The following is a 23,974-nucleotide window of genomic DNA, read 5'->3' on the forward strand; positions in this document are numbered from 1 at the left end:
CACCTAAGGTGGCCTTCTTTTTATCATTTTCACTATCTTTATCCATGCAAAAACTAAAAACCATTATATCTACTGCGCTGATCGCTTCAAGCGCAACACTAGCGTTTGGTCAAGCACACAACGTATCTAATGGCTATCAAAAACCGACAGATCCCTTAGTAACTGAAAACCTCGAACAATGGCAAGATATGAAGTTTGGTCTTTTCATGCACTGGGGTACCTATAGTCAATGGGGAATCGTTGAAAGCTGGAGTATCTGTCCTGAAGACGAAGGCTGGACCCAACGCAAACCCGAACATGGTAAAACTTATTTTGAATACCTCAAGAACTACGAAAATCTACAGACCACCTTTAACCCTACGGATTTCAATCCACAAAAATGGGCCGATGCCGCAAAAGCTGCCGGCATGAAATATGTTGTCTTTACAACAAAACATCACGATGGATTTGCCATGTTCGATACCAAAGAGTCGGATTATAAAATTACATCCTCCAAAACGCCATTTTCGACAAACCCAAAGGCAAATGTGACCAAAGAAATCTTCAATACTTTCCGCAATGACGGTTTTAAAATTGGGGCTTATTTCTCCAAACCGGACTGGCACTCGGATTACTACTGGTGGTCCTACTTTCCGCCAAAAGACAGAAATGTAAATTATGACCCTAAAAAATATCCGGATCGTTGGCAAAAATTCAAAGATTTCACCTACAATCAAATCAACGAACTGACCTCAGCATATGGCAAAGTTGACATTCTTTGGTTGGATGGTGGCCAGGTGCGCCCCTTAGAAACCGTTGACAAATCTGTTGACTGGCAACAGACCATCAAAATGGATCAGAATATTGACATGGACCGCATTGGTGGCATGGCAAGGAAAAATCAACCCGGCATTATCGTTGTCGACCGTACGGTACCTGGAAACTGGGAAAATTATGTCACACCTGAACAAGCGATTCCCGAACATCCCTTGGATATTCCATGGGAAAGTTGCATCACCATGGGAAATTCGTTCAGCTATGTGCCCAACGACCAATACAAACCGACCAAAAAGATTGTTGAAACATTGGTAAAAATCATTTCCCGCGGTGGAAACTACCTATTGAACATCGCCCCTGGTCCAACAGGAGATTACGATCAGGCAGCATACGATCGCTTGAACGAACTGGCAGCCTGGATGAAAATCAATCAAACCGCCGTTTTTGCAACACGTACGATTGCTCCATATCACCAAGGTGACTATTACTACACTAGAAGCAAAGACAATAAAGTGGTCAATGTATTCCATCTTTCTGAAGGCGATAATTACCAACAACCCAATGAATACGTCTTTCAAGTACCTGATAACTTTAACGTAAAGAAAATCGCTATTTTGGGTCATAAAGGTAAATTGGACTGGTCTCAACGTGGTAACCAAATTACCTTGAGAAGCCCTAGTACACGATTTAGCTATGCTACTGCAATTCAATTGCAAAGCAAATAATATAAAATTCCGTGGGATATAATCCAACGGAATTTTATCATTTAACGAGGTCATTTGTTTACCGATCACCGCCTGAACATCTCAATATTCCCAAAGCCTCTGCTCAGGAATAAGAAAATAAGACATCAACAAACTATGGGGTTTTTAAAACCTTAAATTCCAATGAAAAAAATCAACCTATTTCAACTATTTATCCTTCTTTTTCTATCCTCGTGTGCAACGTATAAACCGCAGATCCTGGTATCAGAGCAAATTTTTAAAACAGGCCAGGTTCCATTCCAACAATGCCATGCTTCCACGATTCAAGTCATCGGAAAAGACAGTTTATTGGCGGCCTGGTTTGGTGGTACGCACGAATCTAACCCCGATGTTGTTATCTGGAGCTCACTGTATAGCAACGGGCAGTGGCAGCGTCCTGTACAGATTGCAGATGGTATCCTTGCTGACAACCGCTTTCCAACATGGAATCCTGTCTTCTATCAATACCCGCACAGTGACACCCTATCTTTGTATTATAAAATAGGGCCCAATCCCAGAGAGTGGAAAGGCTATATGAAACATTCGCTGGATAAAGGAACGACCTGGTCTGCAGCGCAGCAGTTGCCTGAAGGTATATTGGGGCCTATCAAGAATAAACCGCTCACCTTGACAAACGGACTGCTTCTCTCCCCTTCCAGCACGGAGTCCAAAGAAGAAATCTGGAAAGCACACCTGGAAATCAGTCACGATCATGGTCGTTCCTGGTCCATCAGTACGATACGTCCCGATACCAGTATTCAGGTTATTCAGCCAAGTGTGATCCAACACGCGGATGGACGCATTCAGGCGCTCTGTAGAAGTAAAGAAAATAAGGTGATGGCCGCATTCTCAGCAGATGAAGGCCTTACCTGGGGGCCCTGGCAAGCCACAAACCTGCTCAATCCCAATTCAGCCACCGACGCCATCCGTTTAAATAATGGTTTATTTATGATTGTCTTCAATCCGGCCATCGCTGGCAACGACTGGTGGGAAGGACGCACAAAACTGCATGTCGCCATATCAAAGGATGGCTTACAGTGGAAAGATGTCCTAACCCTTGAAGATGGGGTAAAGAACGATGAGTATTCTTATCCGACAATTATTCAGGACACAAACGGTCTTATCCACATCACCTATACCTGGAATAGGAAAAGTATCAAGCATATTGTGCTCAGGTAACTTTCTTGAACAGAAACAGTGCCAATAGATCCGACTAAGACACCAAGCTATCGGTACAGCAAAAAAGAGATTGTCTGGCATTTAATATAAATCACTATGGATCTAATATTCGAAATAATACAGCAGTTTGAAATGGTACAGTAGGTGGTTTCAACTCGCAAGATATAAAATGGGGCGGTCCAAAAACATTGGACCGCCCCACTTTATATTTTTGTCTAGGATTAATAATCCTTTGTTAAAACCGTTTCTCCCTTCAACCGGATATCATCGGAAGATGCGCCGACCAAAAGTTTAAACCTGCCTTTTTCTGTCTTCCATTCGTTTCCTGCATTCCAAAGTTTGAGGTCCTCCTTGGTCAATTGAAAAGAATAACGTTCTTTCTTTCCTGCGGCAATGTTTTTACGCTCAAACCGCTTCAACTGCATCACCGGTGTCACCACCGAACTTACTTCGTCCACAACATACAGCTGAGTGACTTCATCGCCCGCCAATTTGCCATTATTTGCCACGTCGAAGGACACCGTACACGCAAAATCATTGTCAGCTTCCTTCAATGAGACCTGTAAATTGGAGTAATCAAAGCTACTGTAGCTCAACCCATAACCAAAAGCATACAATGGTTTGGCCGACATTTCCACATAATCGTGATGTTTAGGTTTTGTATGGTTGTAATGTACAGGAAGCTGGCCGACCGAACGAGGTACCGAAATCGGTAATCTTCCAGCCGGATTATAGTCACCGAACAATACATCGGCAATAGCCAAACCTCCCTCCTGTCCCGGATACCAGGCATTCACGATCGCAGGCACGTGTTCAGCCGCCCAATTTAAGTTCAATGGTCTTCCCATAATCGTAACAAGTACAACTGGTTTTCCCGTTGCCTGTATCGCTTTCAGCAACTTGATCTGATCGCCCATCATATCCAGGGAAACGCGATCAAATCCTTCTCCGCTCTCCATATCACTTACTGTATTGGGATCAACATTGGCTGCTCCAGTTGCTTGATACGACGTTTTAAAATCACGTGCACTCGAACCACCCAGAACTAAAACCACCGCATCGGCCTGCTTTGCAGCTGCGACGGCGGCAGCAATATCGGAATTGCTTGTATCACGGATTGCACAACCTTTCACATAATCGACCCTGGTACTGTTACCAACTGCCGCCCGTATTCCGGTCAACAGGGTCTGAACTTTCCCTTCAGCTTGTGGAGCCGTATAATCGCCCAGCTGATTATAGGCATTGTCGGCATTCGGTCCTATAACGGCTATGCGTTTCAACGATTTACTTAAGGGTAAGATATGCTGATCGTTTTTAAGCAAAACAATCGACTCGCGGGCCACCTGTCTTGCCACCGTTTTATTTTGTGCCGTAGCGACTTTTTGGGCTACCAACTTTTCATCCACATAAGGATGATCAAAAAGCCCCAGATTGAACTTCATTCGCAGTACATGGGCCACTGCTGTATCAAGAACAGCAGGTTCAACGAGCCCCTGTTGTACAGCCTTAAGCAGATTTGAACCATAACCAGTCCCGCTTAGATCGACATCCAATCCGGCATGTATACTTTGTGAAGCCGCTTCTTCTGCAGTCGCTGCTGTTGCATGCCCTCCATTGAGCCCTGATATACTCAATAGATCCGATACGACAAACCCCGTAAATCCCCAGTCTTTACGTAGAATGTCTTTTAGCAACCAGGGATTGGCAGAGCAGGGAATACCATCAATGCTATTGTATGCTGTCATAACCGACCCAGCTCCTGATTTTACAGCACGCTCAAAAGGCGGCAGGAAATATTGTCTGAGGCTTCGTTCTCCAAACGATACGGACTCACCATTGTGACCGCCATCTGGAGCAGCATAGGCTACAAAATGCTTTAAAGTTCCTATTATCTTATCACGCTCACCTAGCTTCTCACCCTGAAAACCACGGATCATTGCAGTTCCCATCTGACCGATCAGATAGGGATCCTCCCCATAGGTCTCTTCAGTACGCGACCAACGTGGATCTCGTGCTAAATCTAATACAGGACCGTAGCCGTTTTTACCGCCCACAGCATAAGTCTCCATGGCGATTGTTGATGCCATATCCTGAATCAACTGTGGGTTCCATGTACTCGCCTGTCCGATCGCAGTAGGGAACACTGTTGCACCAATCGCCATATGTCCGTGTGGCGCCTCCTCAGACAACAACAATGGAATCCCTAGTCGAGTACTATCCACCATATAGCGTTGGATTGCATTTGTAGCGCGCGCAGCTTCTACAGGGCTCAGGCCATTCAGCAAGGTTTTCTGTGTCCAAGGATCGGCACGTAAGGTTGCCCATAACAATCCGATATGCTGTTCTTTTACTGCCTTCCGCAATTTATTGCTGATTGTAACCTGCTTTCCGTTTTTGCTATACATTTCCCAGCCCAGCAATTTACTCAATTGCCCGACTTTCTCTTCCACAGTCATTCTTCCCAATAGATCACTTACCCGTTTTTCAATTGGTATTGTACTATTCTTATAGGGCAATTGCTGGGCTTGAAGTTGTGGGCAGAGCAATGTCGCCATTGCCGCCATAAGTAATATACGGACTTTCATAAGTGGATTATTATTTATCTAGTTTTCTTCATTAATTGGATCCGGTTTTATTATTTCACATTATCTATGCAACCGGTTTCCAAACCACTAAATTAACGATTTAGCCTAAATAATCAAGTTAAATTTTGATTCCCATTTCTTTTAATAATCATAGGGCGGCAGCATTGGTTTGAACAGCGTTCATCTAAACAACCTAACACAGGGTCTACTTTATGTATTGAAGTAGAGGAGAGCAAATGGCAAACATCCACGAAATTCATTCTTGCACGTTAGGCAACAACAAAACAGGTAGACAAAGAAAAAACTAATGTGAAAGATTCAATTGCAACTTCATCAAAACAGAATTGAACAAAAAAATAAAGACGGCAAGCCGTCTTTATTTTGAATGTTAAAGGAAATATACTACTTATTTTGTTGCAGCCGTTCGCTTACCTTGAAAATAATATTCAATTGGTAGTACGTATGCTGCAGGATTATTATCGCGCGAGATTAATATGAGCTGATCACCATCAAGCTGTACCTCATAACTTTGGTAAGGATCACTATCAGCAAACTTGATACTTTTCTTCTCTTTATCATAGGTAAATGCGCGATGCTGTCCTTCAGCAAAAATCAAACGTTCAAATGTCAACTTATCATCCTCACATAGTTCTTTACCACGATTGACAGTGAACTTATTCGCTGATTCAGAAAATGTAAACGTATACACATTATCCTTTTCACAATCTTTCGGTTTATACTTATGCTGCTCATTTGTTGTCCCTTTCGCAGACACGATAGGGCTCCATTCAAAACTTTCCAGCTGTTTTTGAACATCCATAGGTACGGTCACTTCATTTTCCTTACTGCAGCTCGTCAGTAAAAAGAGAATAGCAAAACTTCCAGTAAATAATTTATTCATTACGGTTTCCATTAGTTATATCTTGATGACGATCATTTTACCATTATCGCTACAATAAAATCAAGCATTTTTAACTAAACAGATAAAAATAGACTAAGAGCCGGAGAGCACTTCGCGCCACAAACTAGGGTGATCTGTTTGAATAGGACGTACAAAAGGATATTTCTCCAAAAAAGATCGATAAGCTTTCTTTCCCTCCTGTTCTACTTTGTCGTCATATTCCCCCAAACTATTCATCCAAAATAAATGTACTCTGCTATCTGAATACACCCAGCAGCCTGTTTGTAGAAAAGCATCCCAAAAATTGTTAATAAACATGTTAACTTTCTAGTATAGAACAGATCTTTTGTTAAAAACGTAGCGGACTTCCTATTTTTTTACAATTAGGCATTTAGGGCAAAATAGCCCAACCAAAATGTTAATAACAATGTTAATTAACTTGTAATCAACAACCTTTATGTTAACAACTACTTATCAGCAAAACCTATAAAATTTCATGTAATGACATGTGAACTTAAGTTGAATCATGCATATTCGCGGCGTGAAAAATAAAAAATTAGGTAAAAGCTAAGGGTAAATTGAAAGTCGGCTGTCATAAAGATAAAAACTAATCTTTTATGAAACTATCGCCAATCTTACTTATTGGATTATCGCTTCAAGCAGGGCTTACATTCGCCCAGCAACCAGCATCGCCAAAGCAAAAAAATCAGGTTGTGACCGAAACTGTCAAAGGAACCGTGATAGATAAAAATACCAGATTACCACTTACAGGTGCCACAATTGTTATTTCATCCAGTCATGGAACAAAGTCTGTAAGTACAGACGCACAGGGCATATTTCGGCTGCAGCAAGTTCCAGTTGGGCGTCAACAGCTTCAAGTTCGCATGGCCGGATATAAACCAGAAGAATTTACGGAATTACTGATCACCAGTGGTAGGGAGAATATGGTTAATGTGGAAATGGAGACACAAACTAATGCATTAGCTGAGGCTATCGTCTACGCCAATGCAGGGAAACAACCGCTCAATCAGATGGCAATGACGAGTGGACGTTCCTTTTCTCCTGAGGAAACAAATCGTTATGCAGGAGCTTTTTTTGATCCCGCCCGTATGGCACAGAGTTTTCCAGGTGTCGCTGCCGGCGGCGATGACAATGAAATTATTGTTCGCGGAAATTCCCCCAAAAGCTTACAATGGCGACTTGAAGGTATCGAAATTGTAAATCCCAATCATTTTGGGGCCGAAGGCGCTGCGGGCGGCGGAATCAGACTTTCCCAATACCATGGTATTGGGAAAGTCTGATTTCTATACCGGTGGACTTGCCGCGGAATACAGCAATGCAACGGCTGGTGTTTTTGATCTTAAGTTTCGTAAAGGAAATACCGACAAACGCGAATACACGTTTAACGTTGGAGTTCTGGGCGTAGGAGCAACGTTAGAAGGGCCTTTCAAAAAAGGAGGTGATGCCTCCTATTTGATTAGTTATCGCTATTCTTCCTTGAGCCTCCTTGAAAAAGTAGGTGTAAAAGTTTCAGACACAGGCGTCCCAAAATATCAGGATCTTTCTTTTAATTTTGTATTTCCCACAAAAAAGGTCGGAACTTTTTCCTTATTCGGCATAGGCGGCTTAGGAAAACTCCAACAAACTGCTGAACGTAATTACGAAAAATGGGAGGAACGGACAGATGCCCAGGATCTGGATGTAAAATTTAATGCCGGAAGTGCCGGAGTAAAACATCAGTACATTGCGAACGACAGATTATATTTTACAAACATTGTTTCCATGTCCCTTAGCCGTAATTCCAATAGCACCGATACATTAACACGGGACTATACTTCCAGCCTATATCACAAGGACAAATTTACGAATACGGCTCTTCGTTATGCAGGTACATTAAACTATCGTGCCAACAATAAAAACACAATTAGAGCGGGCTTAAATGCAAGTTTATTACATTATGACCTCTATGCGCTGTCCTACGACACCGAGCTAGCGGCATTGACAGAGCGGATTAATGAGACTGGAAATACAAGTACTTATGATGCTTTTGCACAGTTAAAAACAGTATTAAACGAAAAATTGACGCTCAACACCGGCGTACATACAAATTACTTTGCGCTGAGCAAGAGCTGGTCTATCGAGCCAAGATTTGGCCTTACCTGGCATGTTGCCACAGACCAAACGATTTCCTTTGGAGCCGGCTTATATAACCGACTGGAGCCCTTGGCTTATTATTTTGCCAAGAGTAGCGATCAAACAAGCCTTGAGCCAAACAAGCCTCTTTCGCCAACGAAATCTGCTCAGGCTGTTATTGGCTATGAAAAGAACCTAAGCAGAACACTCCGGTTTAAGACAGAAATCTATTATCAGCATCTGTATGATGTCCCAGTATCTACCGATTCCGACATCAACTTCTCCCTACTCAATGTATCGGATATTGCAGCCATTGGTACATCAAACTACCGTCAGCTTGTCAATAAAGGAACCGGCAAAAATTACGGCATTGAGCTCACGCTTGAGAAGTCTTTGAGCAAGGGCTATTACTTCATGGCAACGACCTCCCTTTTTGATTCGAAGTTCAAGGCGCTTAATGGTAAAGAGTACAATACCACATTCAACACACGTTATGTAGGAAATTTGCTGATGGGGAAAGAATGGACCGCGGGAAAGAATAAAAATAATCTGTTCGGTCTGAATGCCAAATTTATTTATGCCGGCGGAAGAAAATATTCCCCTGTTCTAGAAGAAGAATCGCTTCGTTTAGACGAAGAAGTTATTGACCAAGATCGCATCAATACCCTGACTGCCGATCCCTACGTACGTGTTGATTTCTCATCGAGCTATCGGGTTAACCGCAAAAAAGTAAGCCATCTGTTTATTTTGGATATTCAGAATCTACTTAATAGAGAGAACACGGTAGGCATGCACTATAATTTCAGCAAACGCATCATTGAACCCCAAAAATGGACTGGTATTATTCCAACCATTAACTACCGGATTGAATTCTAATTCGCAAGAGTAGCAAGTACAACGGAAAGATTTATTTCCAGTCGTTTGTCTCCAGACAGCAGGCGCTGAAGGCAAACGACTGGATTGATGAGACGAACTCATACTTCCAACAACGTCAACTAATTATTCGCCGTTTTCAAGTCACTAAAACCGATAGCCAACTGAAATACCCAAAGAGCGGTTACGTATAGCATTCCCGGATTTATAATCCCCCCATTTGGATTCTAAATTGGCAATTCCTTTCTGAAATTCTATGCAGACAAGATAATGTTCCCTAAAAAGATAGTTCACTTTTGCACGAGCGCCATAATCAAAAGGTCTCCCAAGATTATAGCTTCCATATTCACCTTCACTGGCGTCGTTCGTAAATTTAATATCGCCCTCCTCACCAATGGCAATATCACCTAAGTGGACAGGGCCTGAGGTTTTCCATTTCCCACCTAATCCATAACCGATATAAGGGCCTATACCGACCTCCAGTTTACCTGCACCAATCGTAGCATTAAAAACAACATCGATAGGCATTTCGATATAAGACGTATGTGCTTTAAAATCCTTACCCCAGCCTATAACATTTCCCTCATTTCGTTCAAATCCACGTTTAGCGAATATAAAGGCCGGTTCTAAAGAGAAATTATCGCTGAGGCGTAATGTGGGACCGAGTCCCAAATACAGGCCTCCGACCGCGGCCGTGCTGGCCTTATCGCCCGCTTTATTTTTAGCATCCACATTTGAAAAGGCGACTCCGGCTTTTACATTCCATTTTGTCTGTGCATAGCCTGCATATGCTCCAAGTGACAGACATAACAATAACGCGGTTTTTTTGATATTCATCATACGAAAAGAAATAGGTTTACATAATTTCCTTATTAAACGACAATCGCTTACAGACGCTACACTGACCTTTGAATTATTGATCCAAATACTCCCAGCAGGCATACCTTTCTAAACAGATATTAACCAAAAATCTTTCGATTTTTAGGCAGGCTGTTACGAAAACGATTGCGAGAAAACGTCCTTATTGTTCTCTATCAATACTGTAAATTCACTTCACAGAAAATTCATTTTTCAGACCAATTAAATCTAAAAGCCTATGATCAAGATCAAGAACACATCCGTTTCGACGAATCGTTGGATGTATCCGGCAATACCATTATCCTGCTTGTTGGTCGTATCTAGCCTGACAACACAAGCGACTCCATTTGCACCTGTTAAGACAAACAGCAAGCTTTCACTGGCCATGCAGCAGACAACCATTCGGGGTAAGGTTTTAGACAAAGATGGCAAAGGCATCGCCAATGTCACCGTTCAGATTAAAGGAACGAATCTAGCAACATCGACCAATGCAAGTGGTTCATTCGAAATCAAAAGTCAACAGAACGACGCAACATTGGTTTTCACGAGCATCGGTTATAAGAGTATCGAAACGAAGGCACAAGCTGGCAGCCCGCTTACGATCACCTTGGAGAATGAGTCCAAGGGACTCGACGAGGTTGTTGTTGTCGGTTTTGGTACACAGAAAAAAGAAAATGTAACCGGTTCGGTCTCTTCCATCCAGATGTCCGAGGTTGTGGAAAGCAGACCTGTAACCTCCTTGTCAGCTGGTCTAGCTGGACAGGCGCCGGGATTATATGTTAATCAGGGCTCAGGCAGACCGGGCAGTGATGGGGGAACACTACGTGTTCGCGGACAGGGAACACTCAATAATGCCAACCCACTTGTCGTGATCGACGGTGTTATTGGCGACATGAACCTGATCAACCCGCAAGATGTTGAAAGCATATCTGTTTTAAAAGATGCTGCTTCAGCGTCAATTTATGGTTCAAGAGCCGCAAATGGTGTTATCCTCATTACAACGAAAAAGGGTAAATCGGAGCAATTTAAAGTTATTTACAACAATTATTTCTCGAGTCAAAAACCATCCAATACCATTGGAATGGTTTCCAACTATGCCAACTATATGGAGCTGATCAATGAAGGCTATCGCAATGGCGATCCAAATGCTAAGCCCATATTTTCGCAGGAAAAAATCGACCTTTGGCGCCAGGACGCTGGACAGGATCCATTGAAATATCCCAATACGGACTGGGTTTCGGACCTTTTCCAGAACAAAATCAGCCAAAACCACAACCTTTCCTTTACCGGAGGTAGTGACAAAATCAAATTCTTTGGCTCCTATGGTCTCCTCAACAACCCTGGGATCATCGAACAGGCAACCTATAAACGTCATACCGGACGTATCAATCTAGAAGCGGATGTAAAACCCTGGTTAACGTTGGGAGCCAATATCAATGGTGTCGTTTCCAAAACAGATATTGGTACCAACATCATCGATGACGTATTTACTTTTGCCGCAGCAAGTACTCCAGGAATGGTACTGCGTGCGCCAGATGGAAGATTTGGTTCGCCAAACAATCCGGAAGATGACCCGCAGTCCAACAACGTACTTCACCGCCTTTATGCGCAGAAAGGTAACATCAACAAAAACCGCTTCGTGTCGCGCTTTTACGGAAAACTGAAACCCATCGAGGGACTTTCCATTGAAGGATCATACACCTATACCTATGACGATGATTTCGTCTATTCCCAACCCGTGTTCAATGACCGGTGGAACTTTTTGACAAATACAATTGCCTCAGCGGGTACAGGCCGTTCGTCGGTAACCAACGAATCGATCAAATCCTACCGCTATTACATGGATGGAATTGCCAAATATAAAAACAAGCTCTTTGAGAAACTGAACTATGAAGTCATGGTGGGCGCCAGCCAGGAGTATTTTAAAGATGGCTGGTTTGCGGCATCCAAACTCGATCTTGTAGATCCGTCGCTGACCGTTCTGAATGCGGCGACTATGGATGCCTCTGCTTCTGGCAATATCACCGATTGGGCGATGCGTTCGTTTTTTGGTCGGATCAACCTATCCTGGGATGACAAATATTTGTTGGAAGCCAATCTACGGACGGACGGTTCATCGCGTTTTATGAGCGGAAAAAGTCGATGGGGAACTTTCCCTTCAGCGTCCTTTGGCTGGAAGGTTTCTTCAGAAGATTTCTATGACATCAAATGGATGCCCAGCTTGAAATTCCGTGCATCGTATGGCGCCTTGGGTAACAATGGAACCTCCGATGAGTCTTTCCGCAAAAACGCCAACATCAACAATTATGAATATTTGGCGCTTTATAATCCCACAAACTATGTATTAAATAACCAGCTCTATGTGGGCTTTGCGCAAACAGTGCTGAGTAATCCTTTCTTGACCTGGGAAAATACCTATATCCTGAATGCTGGTTTGGATTTTGACCTCTTCAATTACAAACTGGGCGGCTCGATCGATGTCTTTAACAAAGTAACGGACAATATCTTAATCAATCTTCCCGCTCCGTTGGTTGTCGGAAATGCAACAATACCACGCACCAATGCGGCCAAAGTACGTAATAATGGTGTCGAGCTGAATTTAACTTACCGCGATAAAATTGGCGATAACTTTAAATTCAATATTGGCGGCAACTTTACCTTTATTGACAATAAAGTAGTCAAGTTTAAAGGCAATGACAAGTCTATCAGTGGTTCCAATTTGCTTCAAGAAGGTTATGCCATCAATACCCAATATATCCTGTTAACCGATCGCATATTACAGACGGATGCTGATATGCAGCTCGTACAGCAGATGATCGATAATGCGCCAATCGATCCGAATACCAATCAAAAAGTCAATCCATTCGCATCCTATGGTACACCTAAAAAAGGAGATCTTTTGTATAAAGACACCAATGGTGATGGCGTCATCAACGACAATGACAGGGTTCCGGTAGGCCATGGTACAGCGCCTCGCATGACCTATGGTTTTAACATGGGATTCGATTATAAAGGATTTGATTTCTCGGTCTTCTTGCAAGGTAACGCGGGCAACAAAGTGGTCTGGACGGATGGCTATTACACACCTACTGTTCGCTGGGGCTACCAGATCAATCAGGAAATTGCTGATGGCCGATGGACTGAAGGTGCTACAGATGCTAAATTCCCACGATTGCTGCCTTATACAGATACAAGAAATACCAAAAACAGCGATTTCTGGTTACAGAATAAGGCATTCGTCCGTGTAAAAAATATCCAGCTGGGCTATACAGTTCCAAACGATATTACGAAGCGGATACAGGTGCAAAATCTACGTGTTTTTGCATCGCTTGAAAATTTCTGGACCATAACCAAATATAAGGGTTTCGATCCGGAGGTTAGCGGCACCAACTATCCAACCATGAAACAGGCTGTTTTTGGTGTGAGTTTATCCTTTTAAGGAGAAAGGTGTGCGACAGAGGATATGTTCCCGACCTGTAACAGATAAATTATGAACAAAAGTTGAAAAGAGCTTTTAATTAATTAAACCTCATGAAAAAGATTTCACTACTCATAGCCGGATGCATTGCTTTATCATCTTGTTATAAGCTTGACACGACACCATATAGTCAGGTAAGTGCTAGCACATTCTGGCAAAATGAAGACCAGGCCTTAGCTGGCGTACTGGGCTGTTATAATGACTTAAAAAAAGAAGCCACCTTCGGCTTACAATTTTCTTACGATGGACTTACCGATATTGGCCTGGGCTATGATCCTCCGGGCTTGGGCGAGGTGATCAGCGGAACGTTCACCGACCGTTCATCTATTATTGTGGATAGATGGCAAGCAGCCTACGATCTGATCCAACGCTGTAATCATGCAATCGCGCATATCCAGCCCATGACCATAGACAAGGCCAAACAGGAGGGCTTTATTGCGGAAGCGAAGTTCTTACGTGCGCTGATGTACTTCCAGCTCACCAATCTCTATGGCGCCTTACCAATATACGATGAAACTGTCGACTTGAACAAAGATTTCGCTGATCTTAAAAATAGTCGCTCTTCTGTAGAAGATGTCAATAAGTTTATCCTCAATGACCTGAACTATGCAATTGAGAAATTGCCGGTAAGCTATGATGCCAAGTATTATGGCCGGGTCACCAAAGGAGCTGCGTATGCTTTGAGAGGAAAAGTAGCCCTTTACAATAAAGATTGGGCTGGAGCAATCCGGGATTTTGAAGAGATTGTTTACAACAAGACCAACACCTATGGTTACAGTTTAAATACAAGCTATTCCGCGTTATTCACCATGGATGGCGATCAATCGCCGGAGATGATTTTTGCCATTCAGAATATGGGCGGCACCGGTTTCCCGTATGGCATGCCAATGGCCTTCTATATGGGAACGCGCTCAACCTTTGGTAGTGACTGGAACAACTGTTTGCCGAGCACACGCCTTGCAGATCGTTACGAAAACCGTGATGGAAGCCCTTTTAACTGGAACGACTATTTCCCCAACTATACAACGGATAATGCGGTCAAAAAACAGGCGATGGAGTCGACACAATCAGGTGGAACGCTAACCAAAGTACCTGATACAGCAAAACTGCGTCAGATCTATGCCAATCGCGATCCTCGGATGAATCAAACCTTGATCGTACCTTATTCACATTACTTAGGATGGAATGCAAACAAAGAAAGAGATATGCAGCTGATATTGGCAACCGGTGTAAACGAAAACTTTGGTCAGATCCGCAACAATCGGGGTTGGTACACCTATCTATGGCGGAAATTTGTTCCTGAAGGGAACCTAAAAGGCGCCATTACCGATCGCGCACATACACCGATCAATTTCCCTATCATACGCTTGGGCGATGTACTTTTGATGCTTTCCGAAGCGTACAACGAGTCCAATCAATTGGACAAAGCGATTACTGAGCTTAACAAAGTACGTACCCGTTCAAAAATGCCGGCGCTAAATAGTGGCAGTTCATTTTTGGCAGTCGGTAGTAAAGCAGATATGAGTAAACGTATCCAGCACGAACGGGCCGTAGAACTAGCAGGTGAAGGATGGCGTTATTTTGATCTTAAGCGCTGGAACCTCTTAGAAAGCGTTTCCAAAGACTACATCGAAAAAAGTATTACCGGAGACAATCTCGTCACCCGGGGTTACCAAAGCCGTCATAAGCTTTGGCCAATACCAGGACAAGAGATTGAAATGAACCCGGCATTACTACCACAAAATCAAGATTGGTAATCATGAGAATGTATGTAATTCTATTTCTTTTCCTGAGCAGTTTTTCTTTCCAAAGACTGCTAGGAAAAGATCTGAACCTCCTGACGGGCGCCTTTAAGCAGGATAACTTGAAAGCGAGTCTAGGAAATGACAAATCGTGGGTCCCCTATCCGGCTTATTCGGATCGGGCGGCCTGGGATAAGCTGATGGCTCCTTTTAAAGACCGTATAATCAAAAAGGGAAATGAGGCCCTTAGCTACCAATGGCAAGTCGTTAAAGCAACAGATTATCTCGAATATGAGCGTTCAGGCAACCGCAGCATCATGGAAAAACCCATGAATGAAAATTGTACTGCACTGACCAACCTACTGTTGGCGGAGCTTGCAGAAGGACAGGGGCGCTTTGTTGACCAAATCCTAAACGGTAGTTGGCAATTGACAGAAATGGCAACATGGTCGCTCTCGGCACACCTTGGCGCCTTTCAGTCCACCAAACGGTCTCTACCGCAAGAACGAACACAAGTAGTCGACCTGATGGCCGGTGATGTAGGCTCCCTCCTCTCCTGGGTTCATTATTTCTTTCGCGATACATTCAATACAATAAACCCCGAAATCAGTATCCGTCTTAAACAACAGATTCAACAACGCATTATACAGCCCTACCTAGACCGCAACGATATGTGGTGGCAGGCATTTGAACTCAAGGAAACACAGCTGGTCAACAACTGGAATCCATGGTGTAACTTTAATGTCCTTACGGCCTTGCTTTTGATTGAAGACAATCCCGATATTCAACTGGCGGGGATTTATAAGACGATGTCTTCTGTGGATCGCTTTATCAACTATGTCAAAACAGACGGTGCCTGCGAAGAGGGCCCCTCCTATTGGGGACATGCTGCGGGTAAGCTGTACGATTATCTGAAAATACTTTCGCTGGCCACCCAGGGTAAGATCAATATTTTTGATAAACCTGTAATTCGCGATATGGGCGAGTACATCGCACAATCCTATATTGGCGGCGATAAATGGGTCGTTAATTTTGCCGATGCTTCGGCAAAAGGTGGCGGCGATCCGCTGTTGATCTACCGTTATGGACAGGATGTCAATAGTAGTGAGATGATGCAATTTGCCCGATATATGGAAAATACCGGCGACAAAACTGCAAATTTCAAACCTTCAAGGGATATTTTCCGTGCCTTCGAGGACCTGAGATGCTATCCGGAATTAGAGAACGTTACCGCTGCGCTCCCTCAAAATAATGCGAAGTGGTATCCGGAAACACAATTTATATATCTAAAAAAGGGTCCGTTTTTCTTTGCCGCCAAAGGTGGTTTCAATAATGAAAGTCACAACCATAACGATGTCGGGAGTTTTATCTTATACCAGGACCAACAACCACTGTTCATTGATGCCGGTGTTGGCACCTATACAAAGAAAACATTTAGCGATGACAGATACAGTATCTGGACGATGCAGAGTGCTTACCATAATGTTCCGATGATCAATGGAGCCGACCAATCTTTTGGAAAGGAATATAAAGCTGAACATGTGGCATTTCTGCCTGCACAAAATAAATTCCAGCTTGATATTGGAAAAGCATATCCGAAGTCGGCCAATGTTGAGCACTGGAATAGAAGTTATACCCTCGTACAAAATGGGCTGGACATTCAGGATGAGTTTAAAATCACAGGTCCTAAGCAGGCCAATATCATTCATTTTCTGGTTGCTCAGGAACCAAAAATTGGCAAAGGGGAAATCCTCCTCAATAATGGGCACGCCACCTTGCACTTTGATGCGGGTCAGTTCACAGCGAGCTACGATGTCATTCCTCAGGATGACCCGCGTTTGAGTCAAGTCTGGGGTAAGGAACTTTATCGCATCAAGCTCACAGCTAAAAGCATCAAATCTACTGGAAAATACACCTTTACGATTCGCCAAAAGGCTATAAAATAAAAGGAATCGAAATTATTATGTAACTTACTAAGAATATAAGCCGTTATGAAAAAAAGAAAACCTGGTCTAAAAGCGCTTTTTGTTATCGCTTCTAGTCTGATCGCATTGAGCTTTACGGATCAAAAACCAAGCTTTATTGACACAAGTTTTAAAGCAGCAGAAAAGCAATATCAGTTCTTGGAACAAGCAGCAGAAAAGCAGCACAAGTTCCCGCGTACATTGAGCCCTTCGGGACAATTGGTAGGCACAGACGAATGGGATTGGACCGGCGGTTTCTTCCCAGGATCACTGTGGTATATCTACAACCACACCCATAACAAAGACACCGAAGCTGCTGCGATCAAATGGACGGAGGCGCTTGAAAAAGCCAAAGACCTTGATCAACATCATGATATTGGTTTTGTGATGTATTGTTCCTATGGCAATGCCATCAAATACCTCAACGATCCCAAAAAGGTTGCCGCTTACAAGGATATCCTCATCCATTCCGCTAATACTGCGCTCAAGCGTTATAATCCGCAGGTGGGCGTCATCAAATCATGGAACGAAAAAAAATCTTGGGACGGCAAGACCCTATGGAAATATCCAGTCATTATCGACAACATGATGAACCTGGAAATGCTGTGTTATGTGTCCGACTTGACGGGAGATGCCAAGTACAAGGATGCGGCCATCAGTCATGCCACCCAAACCATGAAAAACCATTTTCGTAAAGACTACAGTACTTACCATGTTGTCGATTACGATGGCAATGGCCATGCTATCCATCAACAGACCAACCAAGGCTATGCCGACAATTCAACTTGGGCACGCGGTCAAGCTTGGGCTATTTATGGATTTACCATGATGTACCGGGAGACCAAAAAACCAGAATTTCTTAAAACGGCAAAAGCGGCGGCAAAGTTTTACATGACCCATCCGAATCTGCCAAAAGATAAAATTCCGTATTGGGACTTTAATGCGGGAAAGCCAGGCTATAAATCGGATGCCGATTTTTCCTCCTTGAAATTGAATTTTGTTCCGCGCGATGCCTCAGCTGCAGCCATTGTTGCGTCTGCACTGATTGAACTCTCAACATTGACCACGGGTACCGAAAGCAAATCCTATTTGACATTTGCTCAGGAAAGCCTTCAAACATTATCAGGAAGCACCTATTTTGCCAAATATACGACCAATGGTGGTTTCTTACTGCAACATAGCGTCGGAAGCTTACCCCATCATTCGGAAATCGATGTTCCGCTGACCTATGCAGATTATTATTATCTGGAAGGTTTGACACGGTTGGAACAACTCAAAAAATAAAAAATACCAAGGGGAGATATTTAACATCTTCCCTTGGTATTTTTATAAGCTTTCCAATTGTATTCGGATTATTTCTTCCCGATAGTGATTCGGTTGCTTACAGTACTTCCAGCGTACTCGGCCTGTGGAAGCGAAAGCTCCAACGATTGATTTACTCGAAGCTGTTTATTGACAAGCTGAACCTTCACTATTTTGGCTTTTTGCAGTGGGTCTGCTATATCAAGCTGAATCTTTTTAGGTTCCAGCAGGTTCAGTTGCATGATAGCAGGTTGATCGAGCTTAATAGACCAATCGCCAACTTGGTACGTTCCCGCTTGATAACAAACCAGCTGTAGAATCCCGCTCCCTTTATGCTCCACGGCCTGTATATCCGGAGTATTCTGCCAAATTTTTATGCGCTGCATTACTTTTTTATCAACAGTTTTGGTGCCAGGCAAAACAATATAGGCATAGCTCGCATTGTTCGGAGCAACAGCATGATCAAACCAGAGCTTGAAGACCTTTCCATGTACAGCATCTTTGGAACGGGAACGGTTGATACGATACCAGGAGCCGACCTGATCCTTTGTTGTCAATCCAACGTTCATCGCTGTTGGAAAATAATACAGGACATTATTATGGGTTATAAATTCGCCTTTTTTGACAATTCGCTGTACTGAATCGAGCATCGACGTTTCCTTTCCATTCCAGACAACGGGTCCATTAAGCCAGGTTTGGTTTAAGGTTGTTACCACAGCTTCTGGCGCTGCACAATGAATCCCAGCCCCCAAACAAACAATTTCCCGATCGAAAAAGAACCAGGCTTTTTGAGCCTTGACCCCGTCGTAATCGACCGACATAGCTGAAGCCCCTGTCTTATCGTTGCTTACGCCGCCTGCAAAGTTATTTGCAGCAAGTGCTCCCCATTGTTCTTTCAGCTCCAGGTCGCCCGGATAATCGCGCGTTGTCGTTCCAGGAATTTTATCCCATTCCCATACAGGCATAATGTTATAATATTCCGGTCCAAACACCTGAATATTGGTCGCACCATCTGACATATTACGACCAAGCATATTTTCTCCATTTCCAGACTCCGATTTATTGGTACGGCTACTGGCCAATCGAACATTAAAATGAAATTGCTTACGTAAATGAGTGGTGTAGTCACCTTTCCAGTAATGACGGTGGGCCTCGATATTTTCGGCGTCAAAAGGCTGCACACTATCCAATTTTGCCAGCGCTTTATTCCAAACAGCATTTTTAGCTGGATCGATCAGCTTCATTTGTTTTAATATGGCTGTCTCCTGTGTCTTTTCCAAGATATTGGGGCGAGAGATCCCACGGCCATGTACATTAAAATCAATGTAGCGCGAACGTATAATTGGCAGATATGTTTCTGTGAGAAAACGCTCAAAAAGATCCAGTCTCTTTTGGTCAACAGCATAAGGCGTCTCACGCACATAAGCCATAACTTTTGAAATTCCTTTCAGGAACTCTTCCCCATAACCCGCAATATACAATTGTGGACCATGTTGTAAGTAAGAAAAATCGTATTGAAGTCCCTCCTTGCCATCCACGAGCTGTATCGGAAAAAGCAATTGATCCATTGCCGCAGCCAATAGATTAGCATCTTCCAAGATCAATGCGCGATAAAAATAGTGCATAGCAATATCACTTTTATTCGCTCCTGTTTTTGTGTAAGGATTCCCACGCTTCATTAGCTCAACAAGTGGAGTCTCTACTGTTGTAGGCATTTTTTCCTTTCCAAATTTCATCAGGATAAGACAAACACCGATGGCCTTTGGGGAAGCGATTTCGTTATGCCACCAATTCGAAGATTCAAAACGATTATTCGCCCAATATTGTGCCGCAAGCAGGATTTTGTCGTAAAGTAATTTTTGTTGATAAGATGCACTTTGCGGAGCTACATAAGCAACAATAAGTGTTCTTAGCCGATCCAAGTGCTCTCCCGGAGGCCAAAGCGAGATTGACTTACTGCTATAATCGATATCAGCCCAGGTACCGTCCGCACGCAGTTGATTACATAGGCTTCGTGTTTTATCTGCCCCGGGTAATGGACCACTTAACTCATCATCATATACATGCTTTTTAATGAGCACAAAAGTATCCCGGTTCTGCGCCTTTGCCATAACCAAGGCAAAGGACAATAAAAATATAATTAGTCCTTTCATCTGTTTTTTAGTATGCATTATTTAGGGGTATTGGCGTTCAGCAGCACGTCCCACAACATCCAAACGGTGTTTCATCAGTTGATTTTAATCATTATCCAATACGGAGCTCAGCCATTTTGGATTCTCCATTCCCTTTTCCCATTCGGTCAGTTTTTGCAGCATCTTTTTCACACGCTCAGGATACTTCGTGGCCAGATTATACTGCTCACGAAGATCATTCTTGAGATTGAACAACAATATCGGATCATCTTTGACAACAATCAATTTCCACTCCTGGTGTCGTACAGCCCGTGCAATCCCCCGGCGCCAAAATAAATAATCATGCCCTTTTTTTTCTGCCGTATACGAAGTGAGCAAACTGATGCCATCGATTTGCTGCCCAGGGATTTTCTTACCTTTTATTGCGTCGATACTGGTGGGTAAAATATCCATACCCGATACCATGGCATCGGATGTTATCCCTTTCGGTAGCTTAGCCGGCCACTGCATGATAAGCGGAACCCGAATTCCACCTTCCCATTTTGACCCTTTTAAACCACGCAATTGTCCATTGTCTGCGCCATTATTTGTTGCCGCACCATTATCATTCATAAAAATGATTAAGGTGTTTTCATAAAGTCCTTCTTGCTTTAAATGGCTGACCAAACGCCCAATATTTTCATCCATATTGTCCAGCATCGCCAGATAAGCCCTTCGCAATGGATCGGTTACATTTTTATACTTTTCAATGGTCTTCAGTGGTGCTTCGACGGGTGTATGCACAGCATTGAATGCTAAATACATAAAAAAAGGCTGGCTTCTATACTGCTGAAGATACGCAATTGCTTTATCAGTCAATGTTTCTGTCAAATAATGAATCGTATCTTCAGGGACTACACGTCGATCATCATAAAGAAGCTGCGTTGGCTTCACAGCACCATGGACTGGGAAGTAAGGCCGATCGCCACCAATAAAACCATAGAAGTGATCAAATCCACGTTTAAGCGGATTAAATTGTGGACCATCCCCCTGATGCCATTTGCCGATCGCCACTGTTTTATAGCCATTGTACTTCATGAAATCAGCAATGGTGGCTACCCGTGTATCCATTCCGATATCTTCCAGTGCAACACCTGCAGTTGGACGTTTTGAAATATTATGTTCAAAACCAAAGCGCTGCTGATAGCGACCAGAAAGTAAGCCCGCGCGAGAAGGAGCGCATACCGAAGCCGACGCATAAGCCGACTGAAAACGCACCCCATTTTGTGCAAGTGCATCAATATTTGGGGTGTAGACCTCCTTGCCGCCGTAACAACCAAAATCATCATAACCTCCATCGTCGCTCAAGATGACAATAACGTTAGGATGTTGCTGCCCAAATACAGGAATCTCAAACGTAAAGAGTATATTCACAAGGGTTAATATACTATAGCACGTAAATCGGTAGAACATAACATTAGATTTATCCTTAAATGTATCGTTAAATGTATAGGATTTTTTGTTAAAAAACCGCAAACGATTTCGTTAGACTATTATCAGAAGATTAAAAATAAAGGTCAGTGATGAAAACAGCTGAAAAAAAATTGGTCGGTACACTTGCGCATTTTTTGGTCAGTGATTCGGATGGCACTGCATTAAGCTCGTTTTTGTCTTCATTGACCTATCATCCCAGTACCATTAGAACCGAACTCGTTCAATTGTTAAACAAATGGCAAGATAAAAAGGATGACTTAATATTTCCTGCGAAGGATCTATGGACGGATTTTAAGCAACTTGTGGGGAGCAATCCCGATCTCGGCGTGGCTGTGGTTGATGGCTGTAACATTAACGATATTGCAAGTTTTTACGAAGAAATCAATGCCGTCTACATGTCCAGCGAAAGCTGGAAGATAGGAAGCCTAGACGGCTTTGACGACCTGCTTTACGGTGGATTTGGGACCTTCAAAGACGCAGCTTCACATTGCATTGTTTGGAAGGATATTGTACATAGCAGGACGTCATTGGGCCTTGAAACAACTTTGGCCTATTATCAGGGAAAGCTTGGCGCACAATCACCTTTCAATCAAACGCATTTTCAAAAGAAACTCGATGAGCTAAAAGCTGGCCGTGGAGAAACCTATTTTGACATTGTTGCCGATATCATCCGATCGCACCGCAAAGTAACCTGGGTTTACAAGGGGTATCCTCAGAACAAATCGGTATATTTATAATGACTAAACTTAACATATGAAACATCTTATCCGCCTAGTTTTCCTGCTCCTATTCTTCCAGCAAACCGCACTGGCCAGTGAACGACTTAAAGTGGCTGTTGCAGGGCTCAACCATGATCACGTATTCTTGCTTTTAAATTTATATAAGGATAAAAAAGTCGATATTATCGGTATTGCCGAACCGAATCAAACCTTATCAAACAAAATACGAACGCAGTATAATTTACCTGACGCAATCTTCTACCATGACTTACCCAGTTTATTGAAACATGTCAAACCGGATGCGGTTCTTGCCTACAATCCAACCAATGAGCATATCGACGTCGCAGAGACCTGTCTCCCGCTCAAGATCCCTGTCATGGTAGAAAAGCCTCTTGCGACGACTCTTTCTGACGCAAAACGTATTGCATTTTTGTCCAAACAGTTCGAAACACCCTTTTTGGTAAATTACGAAACGACCTGGTATAAAAGCAATCAACAACTGAAGCAGCTGGTCGACAAGGGTGAAATTGGAAAAATCACACGTATACTTGTAAAAGACGGGCACGAAGGACCTAAAGAAATCGGCTGTAGCAATTACTTCCTCTACTGGCTTACTGATCCGAAAAAAAATGGTGGCGGTGCAATCATGGATTTTGGTTGTTATGGCGCCAATCTGATGACCTGGCTCAAAAATGGAGAAAGGCCAATTTCAGTGACGGCCTTTACACAACAGCTCAAACCCGAGGTTTATCCAAAGGTAGACGACAACGCCACCATCATACTGAGCTACCGTGACGGCAGCACGGGCATTATTCAAGCTTCTTGGGCTTGGCCATACAGTGTTAAAGATCTGCAGGTGTTTGGCACAAGGGCTCAGCTCTACGCCAAAAATGATAAAGAGCTCTTCAAATACAAACAACAGAATGATCCTACGAATGTACCGACTACGGTCCCCTATTTTGAGAACCATATTGCCTATCTGGAACAGGTCCTGAAAGATGCTATGGTGCCGGAAAACGATCTTGGATCGATCCATAATAATGTCACGGTAGTCGAAATCCTGGAAGCGGCAAAACGCTCGGCTAAAGAAGGGAAGTCCATTCTATTAAAATAAAAAAGGTCCGTAGCTTGCACTG

At 43.2% G+C, this 23,974-nt stretch carries 16 protein-coding genes; 10 read left to right on the forward strand and 6 right to left on the reverse strand.

Going from position 1 to position 23,974, the window contains the following annotated elements:
* The first annotated feature begins 44 nt into the window (after window positions 1-44).
* Window positions 45-1,481, forward strand: coding sequence for an alpha-L-fucosidase (locus AACH28_RS12355; RefSeq protein WP_341833052.1), 1,437 nt, complete (start codon window positions 45-47; stop codon window positions 1,479-1,481).
* A gap of 162 nt (window positions 1,482-1,643) precedes the next feature.
* Window positions 1,644-2,678, forward strand: a complete 1,035-nt coding sequence (locus AACH28_RS12360; protein WP_341833053.1) for a sialidase family protein — start codon at window positions 1,644-1,646, stop codon at window positions 2,676-2,678.
* A 221-nt stretch (window positions 2,679-2,899) separates the two neighbouring features.
* Here AACH28_RS12360 and AACH28_RS12365 read toward each other — a convergent pair whose 3' ends face one another.
* The 3 genes from AACH28_RS12365 to AACH28_RS12375 all read right to left on the reverse strand — a co-directional run bounded on the left by AACH28_RS12365 (window position 2,900) and on the right by AACH28_RS12375 (window position 6,482).
* Window positions 2,900-5,263 (reverse strand): glycoside hydrolase family 3 N-terminal domain-containing protein, encoded by a 2,364-nt coding sequence (locus AACH28_RS12365; RefSeq protein WP_341833054.1) that lies wholly within the window; start codon window positions 5,261-5,263, stop codon window positions 2,900-2,902.
* 406 nt (window positions 5,264-5,669) lie between these two features.
* Window positions 5,670-6,164, reverse strand: a complete 495-nt coding sequence (locus tag AACH28_RS12370) for a hypothetical protein (RefSeq protein ID WP_341833055.1) — start codon at window positions 6,162-6,164, stop codon at window positions 5,670-5,672.
* A 93-nt stretch (window positions 6,165-6,257) separates the two neighbouring features.
* Window positions 6,258-6,482 (reverse strand): hypothetical protein, encoded by a 225-nt coding sequence (locus AACH28_RS12375; RefSeq protein ID WP_341833056.1) that lies wholly within the window; start codon window positions 6,480-6,482, stop codon window positions 6,258-6,260.
* A 299-nt stretch (window positions 6,483-6,781) separates the two neighbouring features.
* Here AACH28_RS12375 and AACH28_RS12380 point away from each other — a divergent pair, with 299 nt between their 5' ends.
* Together AACH28_RS12380 and AACH28_RS12385 are read left to right on the forward strand one after the other, a co-directional pair.
* A complete protein-coding gene (locus AACH28_RS12380) occupies window positions 6,782-7,465 on the forward strand; it encodes a carboxypeptidase-like regulatory domain-containing protein (protein ID WP_341833057.1) in 684 nt (227 codons plus the stop codon).
* On the forward strand, window positions 7,398-9,173 hold the full coding sequence (locus AACH28_RS12385; protein WP_341833058.1) for a TonB-dependent receptor: 1,776 nt from the start codon (window positions 7,398-7,400) through the stop codon (window positions 9,171-9,173). The genes AACH28_RS12380 and AACH28_RS12385 overlap by 68 nt, the downstream gene beginning before the upstream one ends.
* A gap of 144 nt (window positions 9,174-9,317) precedes the next feature.
* Here AACH28_RS12385 and AACH28_RS12390 read toward each other — a convergent pair whose 3' ends face one another.
* Window positions 9,318-10,010: an outer membrane beta-barrel protein gene (locus AACH28_RS12390; RefSeq protein WP_341833059.1), complete on the reverse strand. Its 693-nt coding sequence runs from the start codon at window positions 10,008-10,010 to the stop codon at window positions 9,318-9,320.
* A gap of 256 nt (window positions 10,011-10,266) precedes the next feature.
* Here AACH28_RS12390 and AACH28_RS12395 point away from each other — a divergent pair, with 256 nt between their 5' ends.
* The 4 genes from AACH28_RS12395 to AACH28_RS12410 all read left to right on the forward strand — a co-directional run bounded on the left by AACH28_RS12395 (window position 10,267) and on the right by AACH28_RS12410 (window position 18,496).
* Window positions 10,267-13,467, forward strand: coding sequence for a TonB-dependent receptor (locus AACH28_RS12395; protein WP_341833060.1), 3,201 nt, complete (start codon window positions 10,267-10,269; stop codon window positions 13,465-13,467).
* Between the two features lie 92 nt (window positions 13,468-13,559).
* On the forward strand, window positions 13,560-15,263 hold the full coding sequence (locus tag AACH28_RS12400) for a RagB/SusD family nutrient uptake outer membrane protein (RefSeq protein WP_341833061.1): 1,704 nt from the start codon (window positions 13,560-13,562) through the stop codon (window positions 15,261-15,263).
* Between the two features lie 2 nt (window positions 15,264-15,265).
* Window positions 15,266-17,194 carry a heparinase II/III family protein gene (locus tag AACH28_RS12405; protein ID WP_341833062.1) on the forward strand — a complete coding sequence of 643 codons (1,929 nt, stop codon included), beginning with the start codon at window positions 15,266-15,268 and terminating at the stop codon, window positions 17,192-17,194.
* Between the two features lie 45 nt (window positions 17,195-17,239).
* Window positions 17,240-18,496, forward strand: a complete 1,257-nt coding sequence (locus tag AACH28_RS12410) for a glycoside hydrolase family 88 protein (protein WP_313671908.1) — start codon at window positions 17,240-17,242, stop codon at window positions 18,494-18,496.
* A gap of 68 nt (window positions 18,497-18,564) precedes the next feature.
* Here AACH28_RS12410 and AACH28_RS12415 read toward each other — a convergent pair whose 3' ends face one another.
* Both AACH28_RS12415 and AACH28_RS12420 read right to left on the reverse strand, forming a co-directional pair.
* The gene (locus AACH28_RS12415) at window positions 18,565-20,667 is read right to left on the reverse strand and encodes a polysaccharide lyase 8 family protein (protein WP_341833063.1); all 2,103 of its coding nucleotides are present in this window, start codon (window positions 20,665-20,667) and stop codon (window positions 18,565-18,567) included.
* 84 nt (window positions 20,668-20,751) lie between these two features.
* Window positions 20,752-22,059, reverse strand: coding sequence for a sulfatase-like hydrolase/transferase (locus AACH28_RS12420; RefSeq protein WP_341833064.1), 1,308 nt, complete (start codon window positions 22,057-22,059; stop codon window positions 20,752-20,754).
* Between the two features lie 149 nt (window positions 22,060-22,208).
* Here AACH28_RS12420 and AACH28_RS12425 point away from each other — a divergent pair, with 149 nt between their 5' ends.
* Complete coding sequence (locus tag AACH28_RS12425) at window positions 22,209-22,856, forward strand: hypothetical protein (RefSeq protein WP_341833065.1); 648 nt, start codon at window positions 22,209-22,211, stop codon at window positions 22,854-22,856.
* Between the two features lie 16 nt (window positions 22,857-22,872).
* A complete protein-coding gene (locus AACH28_RS12430; RefSeq protein WP_341833066.1) occupies window positions 22,873-23,952 on the forward strand; it encodes a Gfo/Idh/MocA family oxidoreductase in 1,080 nt (359 codons plus the stop codon).
* The last annotated feature ends 22 nt before the right edge of the window (window positions 23,953-23,974 follow it).

The sequence above is a fragment of the Sphingobacterium thalpophilum genome (assembly GCF_038396785.1).
Lineage (GTDB): Bacteria > Bacteroidota > Bacteroidia > Sphingobacteriales > Sphingobacteriaceae > Sphingobacterium > Sphingobacterium thalpophilum_A.

Coding starts and splice junctions, on each gene's coding strand:
- AACH28_RS12370 (WP_341833055.1), bottom strand. CDS start 6,164: ATGAATAAATTATTTACTGGAAGTTTTGCTATTCTCTTTTTACTGACG.
- AACH28_RS12425 (WP_341833065.1), top strand. CDS start 22,209: ATGAAAACAGCTGAAAAAAAATTGGTCGGTACACTTGCGCATTTTTTG.
- AACH28_RS12400 (WP_341833061.1), top strand. CDS start 13,560: ATGAAAAAGATTTCACTACTCATAGCCGGATGCATTGCTTTATCATCT.
- AACH28_RS12355 (WP_341833052.1), top strand. CDS start 45: ATGCAAAAACTAAAAACCATTATATCTACTGCGCTGATCGCTTCAAGC.
- AACH28_RS12390 (WP_341833059.1), bottom strand. CDS start 10,010: ATGATGAATATCAAAAAAACCGCGTTATTGTTATGTCTGTCACTTGGA.
- AACH28_RS12380 (WP_341833057.1), top strand. CDS start 6,782: ATGAAACTATCGCCAATCTTACTTATTGGATTATCGCTTCAAGCAGGG.
- AACH28_RS12395 (WP_341833060.1), top strand. CDS start 10,267: ATGATCAAGATCAAGAACACATCCGTTTCGACGAATCGTTGGATGTAT.
- AACH28_RS12430 (WP_341833066.1), top strand. CDS start 22,873: ATGAAACATCTTATCCGCCTAGTTTTCCTGCTCCTATTCTTCCAGCAA.
- AACH28_RS12365 (WP_341833054.1), bottom strand. CDS start 5,263: ATGAAAGTCCGTATATTACTTATGGCGGCAATGGCGACATTGCTCTGC.
- AACH28_RS12360 (WP_341833053.1), top strand. CDS start 1,644: ATGAAAAAAATCAACCTATTTCAACTATTTATCCTTCTTTTTCTATCC.
- AACH28_RS12415 (WP_341833063.1), bottom strand. CDS start 20,667: ATGAAAGGACTAATTATATTTTTATTGTCCTTTGCCTTGGTTATGGCA.
- AACH28_RS12375 (WP_341833056.1), bottom strand. CDS start 6,482: ATGTTTATTAACAATTTTTGGGATGCTTTTCTACAAACAGGCTGCTGG.
- AACH28_RS12405 (WP_341833062.1), top strand. CDS start 15,266: ATGAGAATGTATGTAATTCTATTTCTTTTCCTGAGCAGTTTTTCTTTC.
- AACH28_RS12410 (WP_313671908.1), top strand. CDS start 17,240: ATGAAAAAAAGAAAACCTGGTCTAAAAGCGCTTTTTGTTATCGCTTCT.